This is a genomic window from uncultured Flavobacterium sp., from assembly GCF_951805225.1.
Taxonomy (GTDB): Bacteria; Bacteroidota; Bacteroidia; order Flavobacteriales; family Flavobacteriaceae; genus Flavobacterium.
In genome coordinates, this window is record NZ_OX638201.1 from 3,195,849 (window position 1) to 3,214,130 (window position 18,282).

An 18,282-nucleotide genomic window follows, 5' to 3' on the forward strand; every position below is an offset into this window, starting at 1 on the left:
TTATACCATTCCAATCTGCTATCTTTGTAAAAAATTATAGTTTTTAACCTTAATTTGATAAAAAATGTTTGCAACGAATTGCACTAATTCTCACGAATTTACTATGCTAAAATTTATTTTTTGCCACAGATTAAAGGATTAAAGTGTTAAAAATATTTTAGTATTTGATAAAAATAAATCTGTACAAACCAGTTCAATCCGTAAAATCCGTGGCCCAATAATTACAACATATAACCAATGCAAAATTCATTAAAAAATATATTCCCGAATTTCTCTAACGAACTTATTTCGACAATCGAAGAAAATGGAAGTTTGCAGCATTATGAAGCCGGAACCATCTTAATGCGAACCGGACAATATATTAAGAATACTGTTTTGATCACCAAAGGAAAAATCAAAATCTATCGTGAAGGCGAAGATGGCGGTGAATTTCTAATGTATTATTTGCAACCAGGTCAGGCTTGCGCCATTTCGATGATTTGCGCTACCAAAAGCGAGAAAAGTCAGATTATGGCAAAAGTTGTCGAAGACGTTTCTGTAATGATGATTCCGTTGCAAATGATGGACAAATGGATGATGGAACACAGATCTTGGTACGAATTCGTAATCGAAACTTATAGAAATCGATTCGAAGAAGTCTTAGAAGTTGTTGACAATATCGCTTTCCGTTCTATGGACGAACGTTTAGAATTCTACCTAAAAAGACATTCCGACGCTTGTGGATGTTCCGAAGTAAATTTGTCACACCAAGAAATCGCCTCAGAATTAAATACCTCAAGAGAAGTTGTTTCGAGATTACTCAAAAAAATGGAACAAAGAGGTTTGGTCAAACTAAACCGAAACCAAATTGAACTTTTGAAATAGTTTTTTTGCCCGCAGATTTGGCGGATTAAACAGATTTTTACTGATTTTTTTTTTTGTAATGTAAACTCTTAATCCGTAAACTTTCCAATTGATAAATTTAATCGTCAATAGAAAAAAGAAAAACCTGCGAAAATCCGTTTAATCCGTAAAATCCGCGGGCTATAAATCAGCAACAAAAATATCCTTGTGTGATAAATGTTACTGTAGATTTTTATTTTACAAACCACCTTTGCATAAAAACAAATGCAATGGAATATTTAGGTTATTTTGCTTCAATCATCATCGGGATTTCACTTGGCTTAATTGGCGGTGGCGGATCAATATTGACAATTCCTATTTTGGTGTATTTGTTTAAAGTAAATCCGGAACAAGCAACTTCATATTCCTTATTTATTGTTGGATTAACCGCTTTATCCGGAAGTTATAGCCATTATAAAATGGGAAACTTGAAACTGAAATCAGCATTATATTTTGCAATTCCTTCAGTGATTTCGATTCTGATAATCCGTGAAGTCATATTTCCTCAAATCGCTTCAACCTTGTTTTCTGTGGCTTCTTATTCAGTTTCCAAAGATTTTCTGATCATGATAATCTTTTCGATATTAATGATTACAGCGGCAATTTCGATGATTAGAAAAAACAAAACCGAAATAAAAGCAACCGAAACAAATTACACACAACTAAGTATAATAGGTTTCATCGTTGGAATCATAACTGGATTTCTTGGCGCTGGCGGTGGATTTCTAATAATTCCTGCTTTGTTGTTTTTTGCCAATTTACCAATGAAACAAGCCGTTGGAACATCATTATTGATTATCACGATAAATTCTTCAATAGGTTTTGGAGGCGATTTATACATCGGAACTCCCATCGATTACACCTTTTTATTAGGCGTTTCCGGAATGGCACTTTTCGGAATGTTAATTGGAAGTCAGCTTTCTAAAAAAATAGATGGTACAAAACTTAAACCCATTTTTGGATGGTTTGTTCTCGTAATGGGATTTTATATTATTACAAAAGAGGTTTTATTTTAGAATATTTTTTCTCGCAGATTTTGCAGATAACGCAGATTTGTTGATGTTGAAATTTATTATAAAGCGAAAGTTCCGAAGGAACGATTCATATTGTAGAAACGGAATTCATTCCGTTAGAGATTTAAAATTTTAGTTTTACTCGTAGCGTAATCTTTGTCAAAGTTTTAAACTTTGACAAAGATGAAAACTAAAAAATCCGTTTATTCCTGAGAGTAAACGGATTTGTATTTTTTGGGCGTTCCCTCCGGTCGGGCTATCCACTAAATTCCCGATTAACAAAAACTACGGCTAAAAAGCCTTGTTTTTCTAAATCGCGAGATACCACTTCTATCCCTAACGCAAATTCAGGTAAATTGAAATTTTTTGTTATTCTATTTTTTCAAAAGATTTTCAAGATATTCAACCTTTTCTTTTTCCGCCTGAACTAATTCTTTTTCAGCCTGAATCAAACGTTCGTAAAGTTCAACTACTTTATCCAATGGATTAAAAGTAGCAAACATACCTTGATTGAAACTATTTCCTTGGCTTGAACTATTATCGTAGAAATTATTAAAAAAATTAAAAACTGATTCTTCCGAAAAATTTTCAATTGCTTCAACTGTAACTCCAAGCGCTTTTGCAATTTCTACAAGTCTTTTAGTCTCAACTTCCTCGCTTGATTCAATGCTGGAAACACTTTGTTGACTTATTCCAATAGCTTCTGCAAGTGCTTCTTGTTTCATTCCTCGAAGTTCTCTGATTCGGCTTATATTTCGTCCGATATGTTTTTGTTTTATTGCTGTGCTCATAATTCAAAGATATTTAAAATTCCTTAGAAATTTATTATAGCAGTAAAATACGTCTTCTTTTTTGTAAGATACTTTTCACAAAATAACTATAATCTTTGTCAAAGTTTTAAACTTTGACAAAGATGAAAATTAAAAAATCCGTTTATTCCTAAGAATAAACGGATTTGTCTTTAATGTTTTTGAGAACCAAACTTCAATTAGCGTTGTCCACCAGAAACGGCAATAGTTTCGCCAGTAATCCAATAAGAATCTTCGGAAGCAAGAAATACAACAACTTTTGCAATATCTTCTGGTTTTCCAACTCGTCCAAGTGGAGTTTCAGAAACATGCCATTTCTCTGCATCTCCATTCATAACTCCAGAACTATGAGAACCTTCCGTTTCGATCAGTCCAGGATTTATAGAATTGATACGTATATTCTTCGGACCAAGTTCTTTGGCAAGAATACGTGTCATTGCATCAACAGCATATTTTGTCTGCGTATAAATTAACGTAGTTGGCATATCAAGCGTCGAAACTATAGAACCCGTATTAATGATTACGCCACCTTTGTCTCCAAATAATTTCACCGCTTGCTGAATCGTAAGAATGCTTCCCAATACATTAATATTAAACATATTGTGAAACGATTCTTCCGTAATATCATCAATTCCTGCAAATTTATAAACACCGGCATTATTTACCAGAATATCCAGTTTACCAAATGATTTTACGATTTCTTCAAAAATGCGTTTTACATCTGCCGATTTTTCGACATTCCCTTGTATTGCAATTGCTTTTCCGCCATTCGCAGTTATTTCCTGAACGACTTTATCAGCATCACTTTTACTACTTGCATAATTTACGATTACAGTTGCGCCCTGATTTGCGTATGCTTTTGCGATACCGGCACCAATCCCTTTTGATGCGCCAGTTATTAATGCAACTTTCCCGTTTAATTTTCCTAAATTTTCCATCTTTACTTTATTAATTATAAGTTGTTAATTGATAAAGCAAAGTTGGGTATTAAGTCAAGCTGAAAAGTTGAAGTATCTTAGGAAAAAAGGTTGAACTAGTTCAACCTTTTTTCTTGACTTTTTCATTACGTATCTTAGATAAAAACTCTGTTGTCATATTAAGATAAGACGCAAGAGCGTATTGTGGAAGGCGTTGCGCAACTTTTGGAAACTTTTCCAGAAACTCACTATAACGTTGTTCTGCATTTTGGGTAAGCATTGCAATAATCCGACGCGCATAAAATGCCGCCGATTTTTCGGCCATTAAACGAAATAATGTTTCCAGATTATGACTGGATGATTTCAGTTTCTGCTCGGCTTCATGATTTATTTGTAGAATCACACTATCTTCAAGCGCAACAATAAACATCGTTGCCGGAGTTTGGTATATATAACTATTATAATCCGCGATCCACCAATCTTCAATCGCAAACTGAATCGTATGTTCCGTACCTTTTTCATCGACAACATAAGCCCGAAAAGATCCTTCAAGAACATAAGTTCTGTGTTTGTTTACAAATTCCGGTTGTACAATAAATTGTCTTTTCTTTATTTTCCGAACTTTAAATTCAGACAATAAAACATCCATTTCGTCTGGTAACAAAACAACTTTCTTATTAATGTTTTCAATAAATAACGTCAGATCTTCCATGGAATTTTAAGTTGCTTTTAAATTGTAGCTTGGTAGTTTTACAAATTTATTCCAAAAAATGATAGCAATACGATAAATTAGATTTGTTTATTTTGGACGTTTTCGCCGCGACACACGCTACGTCATTGCGAGGAACGAAGCAACCACACTAGAAAAGATTAGCATAAAGCTTTAATATTTTAAATTTAATACCGTTTATTCTGAACCTATTATTTTAAATTCCAAGTTATTAGAATCGGTAATTTTATACGAATAAATACTTTTTCCCTCAACATGACCATCACTATAACTTGCAATCAAGAATTTGCTCCCCAAAAGCTGAATGTTTTCATATGTCATTTTTCCTCCTAAAGCAGCTTTTAAAGGAATTAATTCTTTTTTTCGGAATTCATTTTCGATAAAACTTGCAGGATTTGCAATTCCCTTCTTTATAAGATCTGAAGCATCATAATCTTCTTCGAATAAATCACTTAGCTTTTGATTTGCTTCTTTTAATTGTTTACTTAATGAATCATTCATTTTACGCAATGAAACATTTTCTTTGTTCAGTAAATCGTTATTAATGTTTTGTTTTTGACAACTTAGTATACAAAAGCAAAATAGTATTAGAATTCCATTTTTCATTTATTGAGGATATTTAATTTTCACTTGGATGTTCAGCCAACCAAACAGGATCATTTGCTTTTTATAAATCTAACCTTCTTCAATTTACTTGGTGGAAATGGCGGTGGAACAACTTTTTGCAAATTCCAAAAATGTATATATTCAGTAGTTTTAATACGTTTATATTTGGATTCCAATTTGTTTAACCAATTTCCAAAACGAATCATTTCCTCTGGACCACTTCCTTCAATAATACAAACAGACTTACTTCTTCCATCTTTATTTAAAATAAAAACTTGAGAATTATCACCGGCACTTTGAGCATAAATCGATTCGTATTTTGCCAAATCAAGTTTGTTTATCTTCAAAGTTAAAGAATCTCTATCTTGCTTATTTATAACCACAATATAATTTTCTAAAGGTAGATCCGGCAATCTCTTTTGAAAATATAATGTATCATTTCCGGTAAACTTCAACGATATATTCTCTTGTAAACTGAGATTAACAAAAATAAAATCTGTAAAATTAGGCGCAAAAACTGCTTCTTTTTTATTGCATGAATAAAACAGACATATTATAATAACTGAAATTATTTTCCTCATTAGATAAATCCTTTATGATATAAAATTACTTTTAATTAAACGGATAAACTTTTCAGTTTGTCAATTTTTTCAACTTTGAAAAATGTTCATCTAACATTTTGAATAGCCGTTGGTTTGAACCAATGGAATTTAGCAAACATTCGATTTCGGCTTTAGCCAAATATATCCTTTTTTTGAATAAACTAAACTATAACATACACTTGAGAAAAAATAATTCCCACAGATAGAAACATTTTATCATTCGATAAGCTACTTTTGATAGTATAGAGAATAATCTGATAAAATATAAAACGAATGAAAAAACAAATAATAATACTTTTATTATTCACTTTCTCCGTTTTCGCACAAGAAGCGAACAACTCGAAAACCGAAAAAATTGATATTGAAAGCGGAGCAATTATTAAACAATATAATAATGATGATAAGCTCGAAAGTTTTTCGGTTGAGGTTTCAGCTGCATATTATGGTAATTTATTTTTTTTCTCTAAAGAAAAAGACACCATAATTATTAAAAATGAGATCGAAAAAGATGCTCTTATAAAGATATATGTCAAGAATCAAAAAAAAGTCAGTGAGTTTTTTTATAAAGGCAATCTTATTTCCTCTATAGAATTTTTCGATTTTAAAATCAGTAACCTACCTTCAAATAGTTTGATTTACAGTAAAATATCAGACAATGAAAATTTCAGCTATTTGTATAATAATTATGCTGCCAAATTCCCCGAAGGCGATTATGAAAAAAGTTATAAATTATATGTTTTTCTAAAAACATCCGAAAACAACGTAAATATTGATTCACTTTTTAATGAAATAGCAGATTTTTTCTCTCAGGAAGATGCACTTTTAAGAATTTATTTAAGCAAGTATAGAGAAAAAATAAAATCTGAATCAGGAGAAAACGTAACTGCATATTTAAAAACTGACCAATTAGGCAAAATTAAAAACGGAATTCTATGGACCAAAAAATCTCCCAATAATGGTCAATATGAAATATACAGCGATGGAAAAATAATTAAATCTGAAAACATCGAATTAACGTCTTTTCAAAAAGTTTTGAATACCTATCTTATTAACAAAACTGAGTTTTTAATGAATTGAGTTTTTATATGGCTACATTTTGGCTAAAGCGTTAATTCTTAAAACTAAATAGCCGTTGGTTAAAACCAACGGCTATTGATATAATTAATTCTAATTTCTTAGATTAAATCTAATAATTTTACATTTTGGTTTTCTAATACCAATACAATTTGCTTGCTCCATAAGGATTTAATGGAAAATTTCGACTTTCAACTTTAAACAGTACTAAAAGTCTTTCCGAAAATATTAGATGTCTTTGCGCACTTGAGACAAACACATCAATTAAAGTATGAGCTATTTTTATATTTATTTTATCCAAATTATCAAATAGAACAACTAAACCATTATCCTGAATTTCAATTTCATTTAAGCATTCTTGTAACGCATCCCAATTATGTCCATAATAATTTGGAAAATCAAATTGACCATGTAAAGCATTATGCATAATTTCTTTATTTGTCCATTCTTCACAATCAAATTGAATTATTTTATAACCTTCTGATTTAAGCCAAATAATATCATTTTCTAAAACTTTATAATCTGAATATGGTTTTAAAAAACCATGAAACAGAATCTCAAAATCTAATCTTCCCCAAGTTTTGGGTTCATTTTTAAATTCTACCATACTTTATTATTTTCTCGGCTTTAGCCAAATATAATCCTTTTCAGCTAAAGCTATTATGTCTTTCAAACAAAAAACCGTTGATTTAAAACCAACGGCTATTTATATAATTAATTCGTGAATTCGTAGCTAAAAAAACTAAAAACAATTAATGTTCTCCATATCCAATATCATCCATTTTCCCGCTAAAAACGCGATATTGAATAATAAAATAAATAATCACCAGAAACAAAGCGATAAAAAACCAGCTCATTCCGGCATTCAATCCATATTCTCCGGCTGCGGTGTTGTAAATCGTTAATGATGGATTTACATTATTGGTCGAAGGCAAAACATTCGGAAAAATCGAAACTGCTGTTGAGGCAAATCCGCCAACTAAAAACAAGGTCGAAAATATAAATCCGTGACCGTCTTTTTTAAACGAACGCACTTTGAATAAACCTAAAATACCAACAAAAGTCATTAGAGGAAAAAACCAAAGAATTGGTGTTTCAATAAAATTATGAAATGGTTTTGGTTCAATAAAATGCCAGATTTGCAAGGAAATACAAACCAAAATCAAAAGAACGATATTCAGTTTAAACACCACATTCTTAAGTTGTGTATTTAAAGAAGAATTCGTTTTAAAGATAATCCAGTTTGCACCGTGAATCGTCAAAGCGACCACACTTACAATTCCAAGAAATAAAGTAAACCAATCGATAATTCCTAATTCATTTGCTTGCGGACTAAAAGTAGGATTCCATAAAGGCAAAAAGAAAAAATGCGCTTCTTGTGTAGAAACTCCGTTTGTAACCATTCCGAGATTCACGCCACGAACGATATTTCCTAAAGCGATCCCGAAAAACAAAGCCAAAAGCAAACTTGCGATTCCAAACGCTTTATCCCAAATAGTTTCCCACATTGGATGATGCACTTGTCCGCGCATTTCCAACCCGATTGCACGGAAAATCAGAAGCCATAAAATCATAATCAACGGCAAATAAAATCCGCTGAAAGACGAAGCGTATAAAGTTGGAAAAGCAAAAAACAAAACTCCTCCAGCCGCGATAATCCAAACTTCGTTGGCATCCCAAAACGGACCGATTGCATTTGTGATTGCTTTTTTATCTTTTTCTGTTTTGGCAAAAAATAAATGAATTATTCCTGCTCCAAAATCGTAACCGTCTAAAACAATATAAACGGCCAGAATTCCCATTAAAACAACGTACCAAAAAAATTCCATAATTATATTTTTTCTGAATTCAGTTCAACATTATGAGGTCCTTTATTGATGATTTTTCCAATCAAAAGCAAAAACAACATTCCCAGTAAAAGATACAATCCTATAAAACCCAGTAAAGTAAATAAGGTATTTCCGGACGAAACCGTTGGTGAAGCACCGGATGCTGTTCGTAATAAATTATAAACGAGCCAAGGTTGTCTTCCTAATTCGGCGGTGTACCAGCCGGTTGTATTTGCGATATACGGAAATGGCATCATAAACATGAGCGACCATAAAATCCATTTGGTTTCGAATAATTTCCCTCTGATTAATTGAAAAAGTGCCAAAACCATTAATCCAATAAAAAGCGTTCCTAAACCTACCATAATATGATACGCATAATACAACCCCGAAATATTGGTTGGATGCAAATCTTCTTCGAATTTATCTAAACCTTTAATTTCCTGATTCCAATTTCCGTAAGTTAGGAAACTCAGAATATTTGGAACTGCAATTTTATTGTCTAGTTTTTTGTCTTTTACGTCAGGCTGACCAATCAGGACAATTTCAGAACCTTTCTTTTCGGTATGGAAAATTCCTTCCATTCCGGCAAAAGTTACAGGTTGATATTTTACTACATTTTTAGCCAATAAATCTCCCGTTGGAACCGCTACAATTATACTCGAAATCAATCCGAAAATAACGCCCGTTTTAAGAAACAATCTCCCAAAGGAAACATTCTTTTTGCTTAAAATATAAAAAGATCCAATTCCCGCCACAACAAATGAACTCGTCACTAATGAAGCAGCCTGATTGTGTAAATATGAAGGCCACAACCACGGATTTAAGAATAACGCCTGAAAATTATTAAGGACAAATTTTCCGTTTTCCAGAATTTCATAACCTACAGGATTCTGCATCCACGAATGTGTTGCAATAATTAAAAATCCGCTTGCCCAGGAACCAATGCAAATTAATAATCCGGTTACAAAATGCCATTTATGTCCAAGGAGTTTTTCTCCAAATAAAAATAAACCTAAAAATGAGGATTCAAGAAAGAAAGAAAACATTCCTTCCATTGCTAAAGTCTGACCAATGATTCCGCCAGTTAGCTCGGAAAATTTTGCCCAATTGGTTCCAAATTGAAACTCCATTGGGATTCCGGTTACAACGCCCATCGCAAAATTCAGGGCAAAAATTTTCATCCAGAAATGCGTGGCGTGATTATATTGTTCGTTTTGAGTTTTTAGATATTTCCACTTAAAATAAACAATGATCAGCGAAAGACCCATTGTAAGTTGCGGAAAAAGATAGTGAAAGGTAATTGTGAAGGCGAATTGCATTCGGTCATAAAAAAGCATTTCTTCCATAGTGGTATTTTATTTATGAAGTCCCACAAATTTACCCATTAAAACCCGAAATTCCTGCCTTAAAAAAAAGTTTATCGCTCAACATTTGTTAAACTTTTTAGTGCTTTCAAAACATTTATTTTTTTTCAAACCATATAAGTGATATAAGTTCATTTTAGGTTTGTGCTGAATAACAATAAGCTTAAATGAACTTATATCACTTATATGGTGCAAATCATTTTTTCAAGATTCCTTTTTCTACGCTTTCGTTTATTAATCCTTCTGCGTAATTCCATATTTCTCGGGAACCTTCTTTTATGACGCTCTTTTTTTCGTAAACCTTACTATAAGGCACGCCAAATTCTTTCCAGGTTCCTCCGTTATTTGAAGTATTTTGCAATAAAGGTTCTAATCTGTCCATTGATCTTGCGAACTTTGCTTCGTTGGTTTCTCCGGTTTCAAATTCTTCCCAAATTGCAATCATTTCGTCGGCTTGATTTTTAGGTAATAAACCAAAAATACGATTTGCTGCCAATCTTTCTTGGTCGGTATTATCGTGATTTATTTGGGTATCATATAAGAAAATATCTCCGGCATCGATTTCAACAATATCATGTATCAAAACCATTTTTACCACTTTCAAAACATCTATTGGCTCATTTGAATGTTCTGCCAAAACAATTGCCATCAAAGCTAAATGCCAACTGTGTTCAGCGTCATTTTCGTTTCGGTCGCTATTAAAAAGCTTCGTTCTTCGCTGAATGTATTTTACTTTATCAATCTCTTTTATAAAAGCAATTTGATTCAATAAATCTTCTGTTTTCATATCAATAATTTTCTTTAGATGTAAAATTACGTAGATTTTTTTTTCTACCATGTAAGTTATTTAAGTTCATTTTAGCCTGACGCATATTATTTCTTGTCTTAAATTTCGACTATCATAAAACCTTAATTTTTTAGCATAACGCAAATTATTTGGCATCTTAAATTCACTTATTTAACTTATATGGTAAAATTTCATTTTTTACACAAAAAGCAAATTTCTGTAACAATAGTCACTTAATTTACCAAAAAACCGAGTTACCTTTGTGCATCATTATTTTAGATTTTATATCATGAAAATAGAACAAATTTACACCGGATGTCTAGCGCAAGGTGCTTATTATATTACTTCAAATGGTGAAGCGGCCATTATTGATCCGCTTAGAGAAATTCAGCCTTACTTAGATCGTTTAGAGCGCGATAATGTAAAATTGAAATATATTTTTGAAACGCATTTTCACGCAGATTTCGTTTCCGGTCATATCGATTTGAGCAAGGAAACTCAGGCTCCAATAGTTTACGGACCAAATGCGGCTTGTGAATTTGATTGCATTTCTGCCAAAGACGGACAGGAATTCAAAATTGGAAATATTACTATCAAAGCGTTGCATACTCCGGGTCACACAATGGAAAGTACAACGTATTTACTAATTGACGAAAACGGAAAAGATCATGCGATTTTCTCTGGAGATACTTTGTTTATTGGTGATGTTGGTCGTCCTGATTTGGCTCAAAAAGCTGCGGGAATGACTCAGGATCAATTAGCGGGAATTTTATTTCATTCGCTAAGAGACAAAATCATGACTCTTGCAGATGATGTAATCGTTTATCCTGCGCACGGAGCAGGAAGTGCTTGTGGGAAAAACATGAGTAAAGAAACGGTTTCGACTATCGGGAATCAAAAAGCTACTAATTACGCTTTACGCGAAAATATGACTGAAGCCGAATTCATCACCGAAGTAACAGACGGATTATTACCTCCGCCAGCTTATTTTAGTATGAATGTGGCAATGAACAAAGGTGGTTATGAAAGTTTCGAATCGGTTTTGCATAACGGAATGAAAGCTATTAAAGCGGAAGATTTTGAGGCTGTAGCCGAAGAAACCGGAGCTTTGATTCTGGACACTCGAAAAAATGTTGATTTCTACAAAGGATTTATTCCGCAATCTATCAATATTGGTATTAACGGAGATTTTGCGCCGTGGGTTGGAACTTTGATTGCCGATGTAAAACAACCTATTATATTAGTTACAGAAACCGGTCTTGAAGAAGAAACTGTAACACGTTTAAGCCGTGTAGGTTTTGATGCAATTGTTGGACATCTTGAAGGTGGTTTTGAAGCCTGGCAGAAAGCCGGTTTTGAAATTGATACGGTAAACCGAATTTCGGCTGAACAATTTGCGAGTCAATTAAATCTTAAAGAAGATAAAGTAATCGACATTCGAAAAGAAACCGAATATAGCGCTGAACATATTGATGAAGCTTACAATAAACCGTTGGCTTTTATTAATGATTGGGTAAAAGATATTGATCCAAATGAGCATTTCTATTTGCATTGTGCTGCAGGATACAGAAGTATGATTGCTTCTTCGATTTTGCAAGCTCGCGGTTTTAGAAATTTCACTGAAATTGAAGGCGGTTTTGGAGCGATTTCAAAAACCAATATTCCAAAATCAGATTTCGTTTGTCAGAGTAAAGTATTATAAATAAAGGTGCTGAGGTTCTAAGTTTCTGAGGTTCTAAGATTTTTAGTCTTTGAACTTAAAAGAAACCTTAGTAACTTAGAACCTTAGCAACTTAGAACCTTAAAAAATATGTTAGAAATAATAAAAGAACCTTGGCCTTGGTATGTTTCAGGTCCGTTAATTGGGTTGACTGTTCCTATTTTATTGATTATCGGAAACAAATCTTTCGGGATTAGTTCGTCATTACGACATATTTGTGCGGCTTGTATTCCGGCAAATATTTCATTCTTTAAATACGATTGGAAAAAAGAAAGTTGGAATTTATTCTTCGTTTTCGGAATTTTTCTTGGCGGAATTATCGCTGCAAATTTTCTGGCAAATCCAAATCCGGTTGAAATTACCACTAAACTTTCTGAGCAATTAGCCTCTTACGGAATCACGGATCATTCGGGATTATTACCAAAAGAACTTTTTTCGTGGGAAAGCTTATTTACGCTTCGTGGTTTTATTATGATTGTTGTTGGCGGATTTCTGGTTGGTTTTGGAACGCGTTATGCAGGCGGATGTACAAGTGGTCATGCTATTATGGGAATTTCGAATTTGCAATGGCCTTCATTAGTTGCTACAATCTGTTTTATGATTGGTGGTTTTATTATGGCTAATTTGATTCTGCCTTACATACTTTCACTTTAAGATATTCTTTCACTTTAAAATTTCAAAAATGAATAATTTAGAAAATAAAAATACAGATACTGAAGGAATAAACGGAAGCCAAATTAAAGATTCGGGATTCTCAAATCTTAAGTATTTAATCGTTGGAATCTTCTTTGGAATTGTATTCGTAAAAGCCGAAATCATAAGTTGGTTTCGTATTCAGGAAATGTTTCAACTACAATCTTTCTTTATGTATGGCGTAATTGGAAGCGCTGTCGTGGTTGGAATTATATCCGTTTGGCTGATTAAAAAATTCGATATTAAAACTATTCACGGTGAAAAAATTGAAATTCAGCCTAAAACTTTCAATAAAGGACAAATTTATGGTGGTTTATTATTCGGTTTTGGCTGGGCGATAACCGGAGCTTGTCCCGGACCACTTTTCGCACAAATTGGAACTGGAGTTACTGTAATTGTTGTAACTCTTGTAAGTGCAATTACAGGAACCTGGGTTTATGGTTTCCTTAAAGATAAATTGCCTCATTAGAATTCTCAATCTAATATAAATATCAAACCCGACAGATTTTAAAAAACTGTCGGGTTTACTTTAGAATTTAATACCTAAAAAATGAGCAACACAACAGAACAATTAGTATTAAGAAAAGCTGATATTTCAGAAGTTTCTGTTATTTGGACGATCATACAAGATGCTATCGAACAAAGACGTCAAGAAGGAAGTTCGCAATGGCAAGACGGTTATCCTAATGAACTTTCGATCACAAACGATATAAAAAATGGTTACGGATATGTACTTACAGAAAACGAAACTATTTTATGCTATTCTGCCATTATATTTGATAAAGAACCTGCTTACGAAGATATAGAAGGTAAATGGTTAACGAATGGAGATTATGGTGTTGTGCATCGCGTAGCTGTTTCAAAATTGGCAAAAGGAAAAGGCATAGCAACAAAACTTTTTAAAAACATAGAAGGTTTATGTCTCGAAAAAAATATCCACAGCATAAAAGTAGACACTAATTTTGACAATATTCCGATGTTAAAAATCTTAGACAAATTAGACTATACTTATTGTGGTGAAGTATATTTTAGAGGAGCGGCCCGAAAAGCTTTCGAAAAAAAGTTAATCTAAAAAATACAATCTCAGGATTTAGAATCAAACCCGATAAATTTCAAAAACTTATCGGGTTTACTATTTAAAGTGTATCAAAAAAAATGAATAAACTATATTTTCCAATTTTATTATTCTTACTCTTAACAAGTTGTTCCAATAATAAGAAATCAAACTTTCAAACATCAAATAACAATTACGATGTTAAACTTGACAGTTTAGAGCTATTTGACAAAGCAAGAAATCGAAAAATTCCGGTTGCTATCTATCATCCGGTTATGGCTGAAAAAGTAAATAAACAGCAAGTAATAATATTTAGTCATGGATATGGTGAAAATAAAGGCGGAGACAATAGGATTTATTCGTATTTAACAGAAAACTTGGCTTCAAAAGGATATTTTGTTATCAGTATTCAACATGAATTACCTACTGATGATCTTCTGCCAATGGAGGGTGATTTAAAAATTACACGAAAACCAAATTGGGAAAGAGGCTGTGAAAATATTTTATATGTCTTAAATGAATTTAAAACAACAAATACTGAATTAGACTTTAAACATTTGACACTTATCGGGCACTCAAATGGCGGAGATATGACTGCATTATTTGCAACTAAATATCCTGAATTGGTTTATAAAATCATTACAATGGATAACCGAAGAATGCCTCTTCCAAGAGTAAATCATCCTAAAGTTTATACGTTGCGTTCCGGTAATTATGAAGCAGACAAAGATGTATTGCCAAATGAGCAAGAACAGAAAAAATATGGAATGACAGTTCAATTCACCTCTATTAATCATCGTGATATGGACAATGATGCAACTACTGAAGAACGAAAAATACTAAATACATATATTGAAGAATATTTAAGGAAGTAATAATTAGACTTCTTTTAACTGATCTAATTGAAAACCCGACAAGCCTTAAAACTTGTCGGGTTTATTTTTGCGCGAAACTTAGGCTTATAGCTTCTTTAAAGACAAAATTTCTTATTAATAGTATTTCTTCATTTTACTTTCATTAAGTTTCCTTAAGTTTACGATACAAGATTTAATCTTACAAAAAGTAAACTAATCAAAGCCATATGAAACGCTCAGAGCAATTGTCGAAACTAAAAAATACGGAACATTGGGATGTAATTATAATTGGTGGCGGAGCAAGCGGTCTGGGAACTGCTCTTGATGCTGCAAGTCGGGGTTATAAAACGATCTTGCTTGAAGCTGTAGATTTTGCAAAAGGAACTTCGAGCCGAAGTACCAAATTAGTTCATGGCGGAGTTCGGTATTTAGAGCAAGGAAATATTCATTTGGTCATCGAAGCCTTAAAAGAAAGAGGATTACTTGCCAAAAACGCAGGTCATTTAGTCAAAAATCAATCTTTTGTGATTCCTAATTACAGCTTATTTGACGGTTTACTTTACACCGTTGGGTTAACGGTTTATGATTTATTGGCAGGACGATTAAGTTTGGGGCGATCAAAATACATTTCGAAGAAAAAAACAATTGAAATGCTTCCGACTGTCGAAGAAAAAGGCCTGAAAAATGGCGTTATTTATCAAGATGGTCAATTTGATGATTCTCGTCTGGCGATAAACATTGCTCAAACGGCTATCGAAAAAGGAGCTTGTCTTTTAAATTATACTAAAGTTGTCCATTTACTAAAGGATGATAAAAACCAAATCATTGGCGTTGAAGCCATAGATCACGAAACTGGCGATAAGTACGAGATAAAAGGTTCGGCTATTATTAATGCAACGGGAGTTTTTACAAATGCTATCATGAAACTTAATGATACTGTGTACAAGAAATATATTGTACCAAGTCAGGGAATTCATCTTGTATTTGATAAAACTTTTTTGCCAAGCGAACATGCTTTGATGATTCCTAAAACAAGTGACGGAAGGGTTTTATTTGCGGTTCCGTGGCACAATAGAATTGTAGTTGGAACAACTGATACCTTAATAAGAAAACATAGTCTGGAACCAATTGCGCTTGAAAGCGAAATTCAATTTGTTCTGGAAACTGCGCAACGTTTTCTGGCAAAAAAACCAACACGAGCCGATGTTTTATCTGTTTATGCGGGTTTACGTCCTTTGGCTGCGCCCGAAGAGGAAGGAAAAAGTACAAAAGAAGTTTCCCGAAGCCATAAAATTATAGTTTCAGAAACCGGATTAATAACGATTACTGGAGGAAAATGGACGACTTACAGAAAAATTTCTGAAGATATTATCGATAAGGCAATCAAAACAGGCAAATTGCCTAAGAAAGCTTGTATTACAGAACATCTTTCCATTCATGGAAATCAACCTACTACGACTTTAGACAGAGAAAATCACTTATATATTTATGGTTCGGATATTCCTGCAATTTTAGAATTACAAGAAAACGAACCTGAATTAAAAGAAAAATTGCATCCAAATCATGAATTTACAATGGCGGAAGTTGTTTGGGCAATTCGATATGAAATGGCAAGAACTGTCGATGATATTCTTGCGAGACGTGTTCGGTTATTATTTTTAGATGCCAGAGCTGCAATTGCTTCTTCTGAAAAAGTAGCACGACTTCTGGCAAAAGAAAACGGACATGACGAAATCTGGATACAAAGAGAAATTACCCATTTCCACGGAATTGCAAGAGGTTTTCTTCTAAAAGAATTTCAATAGATTTTTATTAACTTAAGAATATACAGATCATGCAAGATAAATTAATTCTGGCTTTGGATCAAGGAACAACTTCTTCCAGAGCCATTGTATTCAATCATAAAGGAGGAATTGTTAGTATTTCTCAAAAGGCATTTAAACAAATTTTTCCAAAACCGGGATGGGTCGAACATGATCCAAACGAAATCTGGTCTTCGCAAGTTAGTGTTGCTGCTGAGGTTATCGCAAAAGTTGGAATTACGGGTCGCGAAATTGCTGCAATTGGAATCACCAATCAAAGGGAAACTACTATTGTTTGGGATCGCGAAACTAGCGAACCTATATATAATGCTATTGTCTGGCAAGATCGCAGAACGGCAAAATATTGTGATGAACTGAAAGCACAAGGTCATACGGAAATGATTCAGAAGAAAACGGGACTAATTCTGGATGCTTATTTCTCGGGAACCAAAGTAAAATGGATTTTGGATAATGTTGCCGGTGCACGCGAAAAAGCGGAACAGGGAAAACTTTGCTTTGGAACTGTAGATACATGGTTAATTTGGAAACTAACCCGAAGTAAATTGTTTATGACGGATGTTTCTAATGCCAGCAGAACTTTGCTTTTTAATATTAATACTTTGGATTGGGATGATGAATTATTAGCATTATTTGATATTCCGCGTGCGATGTTGCCAGAAGTAAAAGAAAGCAGCGCTATTTATGGCGAAACGAGCACTACCCTATTTTCGACAAAAATTCCAATTAGTGGAGTTGCTGGAGATCAACAAGCGGCACTTTTTGGTCAGTTGTGTACGAATTCAGGAATGGTTAAAAATACGTATGGAACTGGTTGCTTTATGTTGATGAATACTGGCGAAAAACCTATTTTTTCAACCAATAACTTATTGACGACAATTGCCTGGAAAATCAACGGAAAAACTACTTATGCTTTAGAAGGAAGTGTTTTTGTTGGTGGCGCAGCTGTGCAATGGTTAAGAGACGGTGCCAAAATAATCAACTCATCTGACGAAATCGAAACTCTCGCTGCGAGCGTTCCAGATAACGGAGGAGTTTATTTTGTTCCTGCTTTAACCGGATTAGGTGCACCATATTGGGATCAATATGCAAGAGGCGCAATAGTTGGAATCACAAGGGGAACAACAAATGCACATATTGCGAGAGCAACTTTAGAAGGAATTGCTTATCAGGTAAATGACTTGCTGAAAGCAATGGAAGCAGATTTTGGAAATAAAGGCATCGAATTAAGAGTAGACGGTGGCGCTGCGGGAAATAATTTATTAATGCAATTTCAATCGGATATATTTGGGTCTGATGTTACGAGACCTACAACATTAGAAACTACAGCTTTGGGCGCTGCATATTTGGCTGGACTTGCTGTGGGTTATTGGTCAAACTTAGACGAACTGAAAGAACAATGGTCTATTGACAAAGTATTTTCTCCTAAAATGGATAAGGAAAAAGTAAATAAACTTGTGAAAAATTGGGACAGAGCTGTTGGCCGCGCCTCTAATTGGATTGAAGAATAGATTTTAGCAATTAA

At 33.4% G+C, this 18,282-nt stretch carries 19 protein-coding genes; 10 read left to right on the forward strand and 9 right to left on the reverse strand.

Annotated elements, in window-relative coordinates; all coding sequences use genetic code 11:
- The first annotated feature begins 237 nt into the window (after positions 1-237).
- Together WN975_RS12775 and WN975_RS12780 are read left to right on the forward strand one after the other, a co-directional pair.
- Complete coding sequence (locus WN975_RS12775) at positions 238-864, forward strand: Crp/Fnr family transcriptional regulator (protein WP_121329351.1); 627 nt, start codon at positions 238-240, stop codon at positions 862-864.
- Positions 865-1,112: 248 nt separating this feature from the next.
- A complete protein-coding gene (locus tag WN975_RS12780) occupies positions 1,113-1,898 on the forward strand; it encodes a sulfite exporter TauE/SafE family protein (protein ID WP_337966879.1) in 786 nt (261 codons plus the stop codon).
- Positions 1,899-2,269: 371 nt separating this feature from the next.
- Here WN975_RS12780 and WN975_RS12785 read toward each other — a convergent pair whose 3' ends face one another.
- From WN975_RS12785 to WN975_RS12805, 5 genes are all read right to left on the reverse strand, one after another.
- Positions 2,270-2,686, reverse strand: coding sequence for a helix-turn-helix transcriptional regulator (locus tag WN975_RS12785; protein ID WP_337966880.1), 417 nt, complete (start codon positions 2,684-2,686; stop codon positions 2,270-2,272).
- A gap of 197 nt (positions 2,687-2,883) precedes the next feature.
- Positions 2,884-3,642: a glucose 1-dehydrogenase gene (locus tag WN975_RS12790; RefSeq protein ID WP_337966881.1), complete on the reverse strand. Its 759-nt coding sequence runs from the start codon at positions 3,640-3,642 to the stop codon at positions 2,884-2,886.
- Positions 3,643-3,742: 100 nt separating this feature from the next.
- Positions 3,743-4,333: a Crp/Fnr family transcriptional regulator gene (locus tag WN975_RS12795; RefSeq protein WP_337966882.1), complete on the reverse strand. Its 591-nt coding sequence runs from the start codon at positions 4,331-4,333 to the stop codon at positions 3,743-3,745.
- A gap of 195 nt (positions 4,334-4,528) precedes the next feature.
- Entirely contained in the window at positions 4,529-4,957 is a 429-nt protein-coding gene (locus WN975_RS12800) for a hypothetical protein (protein ID WP_337966883.1), read from the reverse strand.
- A 50-nt stretch (positions 4,958-5,007) separates the two neighbouring features.
- On the reverse strand, positions 5,008-5,538 hold the full coding sequence (locus tag WN975_RS12805) for a hypothetical protein (RefSeq protein WP_337966884.1): 531 nt from the start codon (positions 5,536-5,538) through the stop codon (positions 5,008-5,010).
- 294 nt (positions 5,539-5,832) lie between these two features.
- Between WN975_RS12805 and WN975_RS12810 the strand changes: the two genes are divergently transcribed.
- A complete protein-coding gene (locus WN975_RS12810) occupies positions 5,833-6,636 on the forward strand; it encodes a hypothetical protein (RefSeq protein ID WP_337966885.1) in 804 nt (267 codons plus the stop codon).
- A 133-nt stretch (positions 6,637-6,769) separates the two neighbouring features.
- Here WN975_RS12810 and WN975_RS12815 read toward each other — a convergent pair whose 3' ends face one another.
- The 4 genes from WN975_RS12815 to WN975_RS12830 all read right to left on the reverse strand — a co-directional run bounded on the left by WN975_RS12815 (position 6,770) and on the right by WN975_RS12830 (position 10,616).
- Positions 6,770-7,240, reverse strand: coding sequence for a barstar family protein (locus WN975_RS12815; RefSeq protein WP_337966886.1), 471 nt, complete (start codon positions 7,238-7,240; stop codon positions 6,770-6,772).
- A gap of 145 nt (positions 7,241-7,385) precedes the next feature.
- The gene (gene cydB / locus WN975_RS12820; protein ID WP_337966887.1) at positions 7,386-8,462 is read right to left on the reverse strand and encodes a cytochrome d ubiquinol oxidase subunit II; all 1,077 of its coding nucleotides are present in this window, start codon (positions 8,460-8,462) and stop codon (positions 7,386-7,388) included.
- Positions 8,463-8,464: 2 nt separating this feature from the next.
- Positions 8,465-9,811 (reverse strand): cytochrome ubiquinol oxidase subunit I, encoded by a 1,347-nt coding sequence (locus tag WN975_RS12825; RefSeq protein WP_337966888.1) that lies wholly within the window; start codon positions 9,809-9,811, stop codon positions 8,465-8,467.
- Between the two features lie 214 nt (positions 9,812-10,025).
- Positions 10,026-10,616 carry an HD domain-containing protein gene (locus WN975_RS12830; protein WP_337968988.1) on the reverse strand — a complete coding sequence of 197 codons (591 nt, stop codon included), beginning with the start codon at positions 10,614-10,616 and terminating at the stop codon, positions 10,026-10,028.
- Positions 10,617-10,905: 289 nt separating this feature from the next.
- On the opposite strand from WN975_RS12830, the gene WN975_RS12835 reads away from it, so the two are divergent.
- The 7 genes from WN975_RS12835 to glpK all read left to right on the forward strand — a co-directional run bounded on the left by WN975_RS12835 (position 10,906) and on the right by glpK (position 18,268).
- A complete protein-coding gene (locus tag WN975_RS12835) occupies positions 10,906-12,318 on the forward strand; it encodes an MBL fold metallo-hydrolase (protein WP_337966889.1) in 1,413 nt (470 codons plus the stop codon).
- 108 nt (positions 12,319-12,426) lie between these two features.
- Complete coding sequence (locus WN975_RS12840; RefSeq protein ID WP_337966890.1) at positions 12,427-12,990, forward strand: YeeE/YedE thiosulfate transporter family protein; 564 nt, start codon at positions 12,427-12,429, stop codon at positions 12,988-12,990.
- Positions 12,991-13,018: 28 nt separating this feature from the next.
- Entirely contained in the window at positions 13,019-13,498 is a 480-nt protein-coding gene (locus tag WN975_RS12845) for a YeeE/YedE thiosulfate transporter family protein (RefSeq protein WP_337966891.1), read from the forward strand.
- Positions 13,499-13,579: 81 nt separating this feature from the next.
- Positions 13,580-14,101, forward strand: coding sequence for a GNAT family N-acetyltransferase (locus WN975_RS12850; protein ID WP_337966892.1), 522 nt, complete (start codon positions 13,580-13,582; stop codon positions 14,099-14,101).
- An 83-nt stretch (positions 14,102-14,184) separates the two neighbouring features.
- On the forward strand, positions 14,185-14,958 hold the full coding sequence (locus tag WN975_RS12855) for an alpha/beta hydrolase (protein WP_337966893.1): 774 nt from the start codon (positions 14,185-14,187) through the stop codon (positions 14,956-14,958).
- A gap of 206 nt (positions 14,959-15,164) precedes the next feature.
- Positions 15,165-16,742, forward strand: coding sequence for a glycerol-3-phosphate dehydrogenase/oxidase (locus WN975_RS12860; protein WP_337966894.1), 1,578 nt, complete (start codon positions 15,165-15,167; stop codon positions 16,740-16,742).
- Between the two features lie 29 nt (positions 16,743-16,771).
- Entirely contained in the window at positions 16,772-18,268 is a 1,497-nt protein-coding gene (gene glpK / locus WN975_RS12865; RefSeq protein WP_337966895.1) for a glycerol kinase GlpK, read from the forward strand.
- The last annotated feature ends 14 nt before the right edge of the window (positions 18,269-18,282 follow it).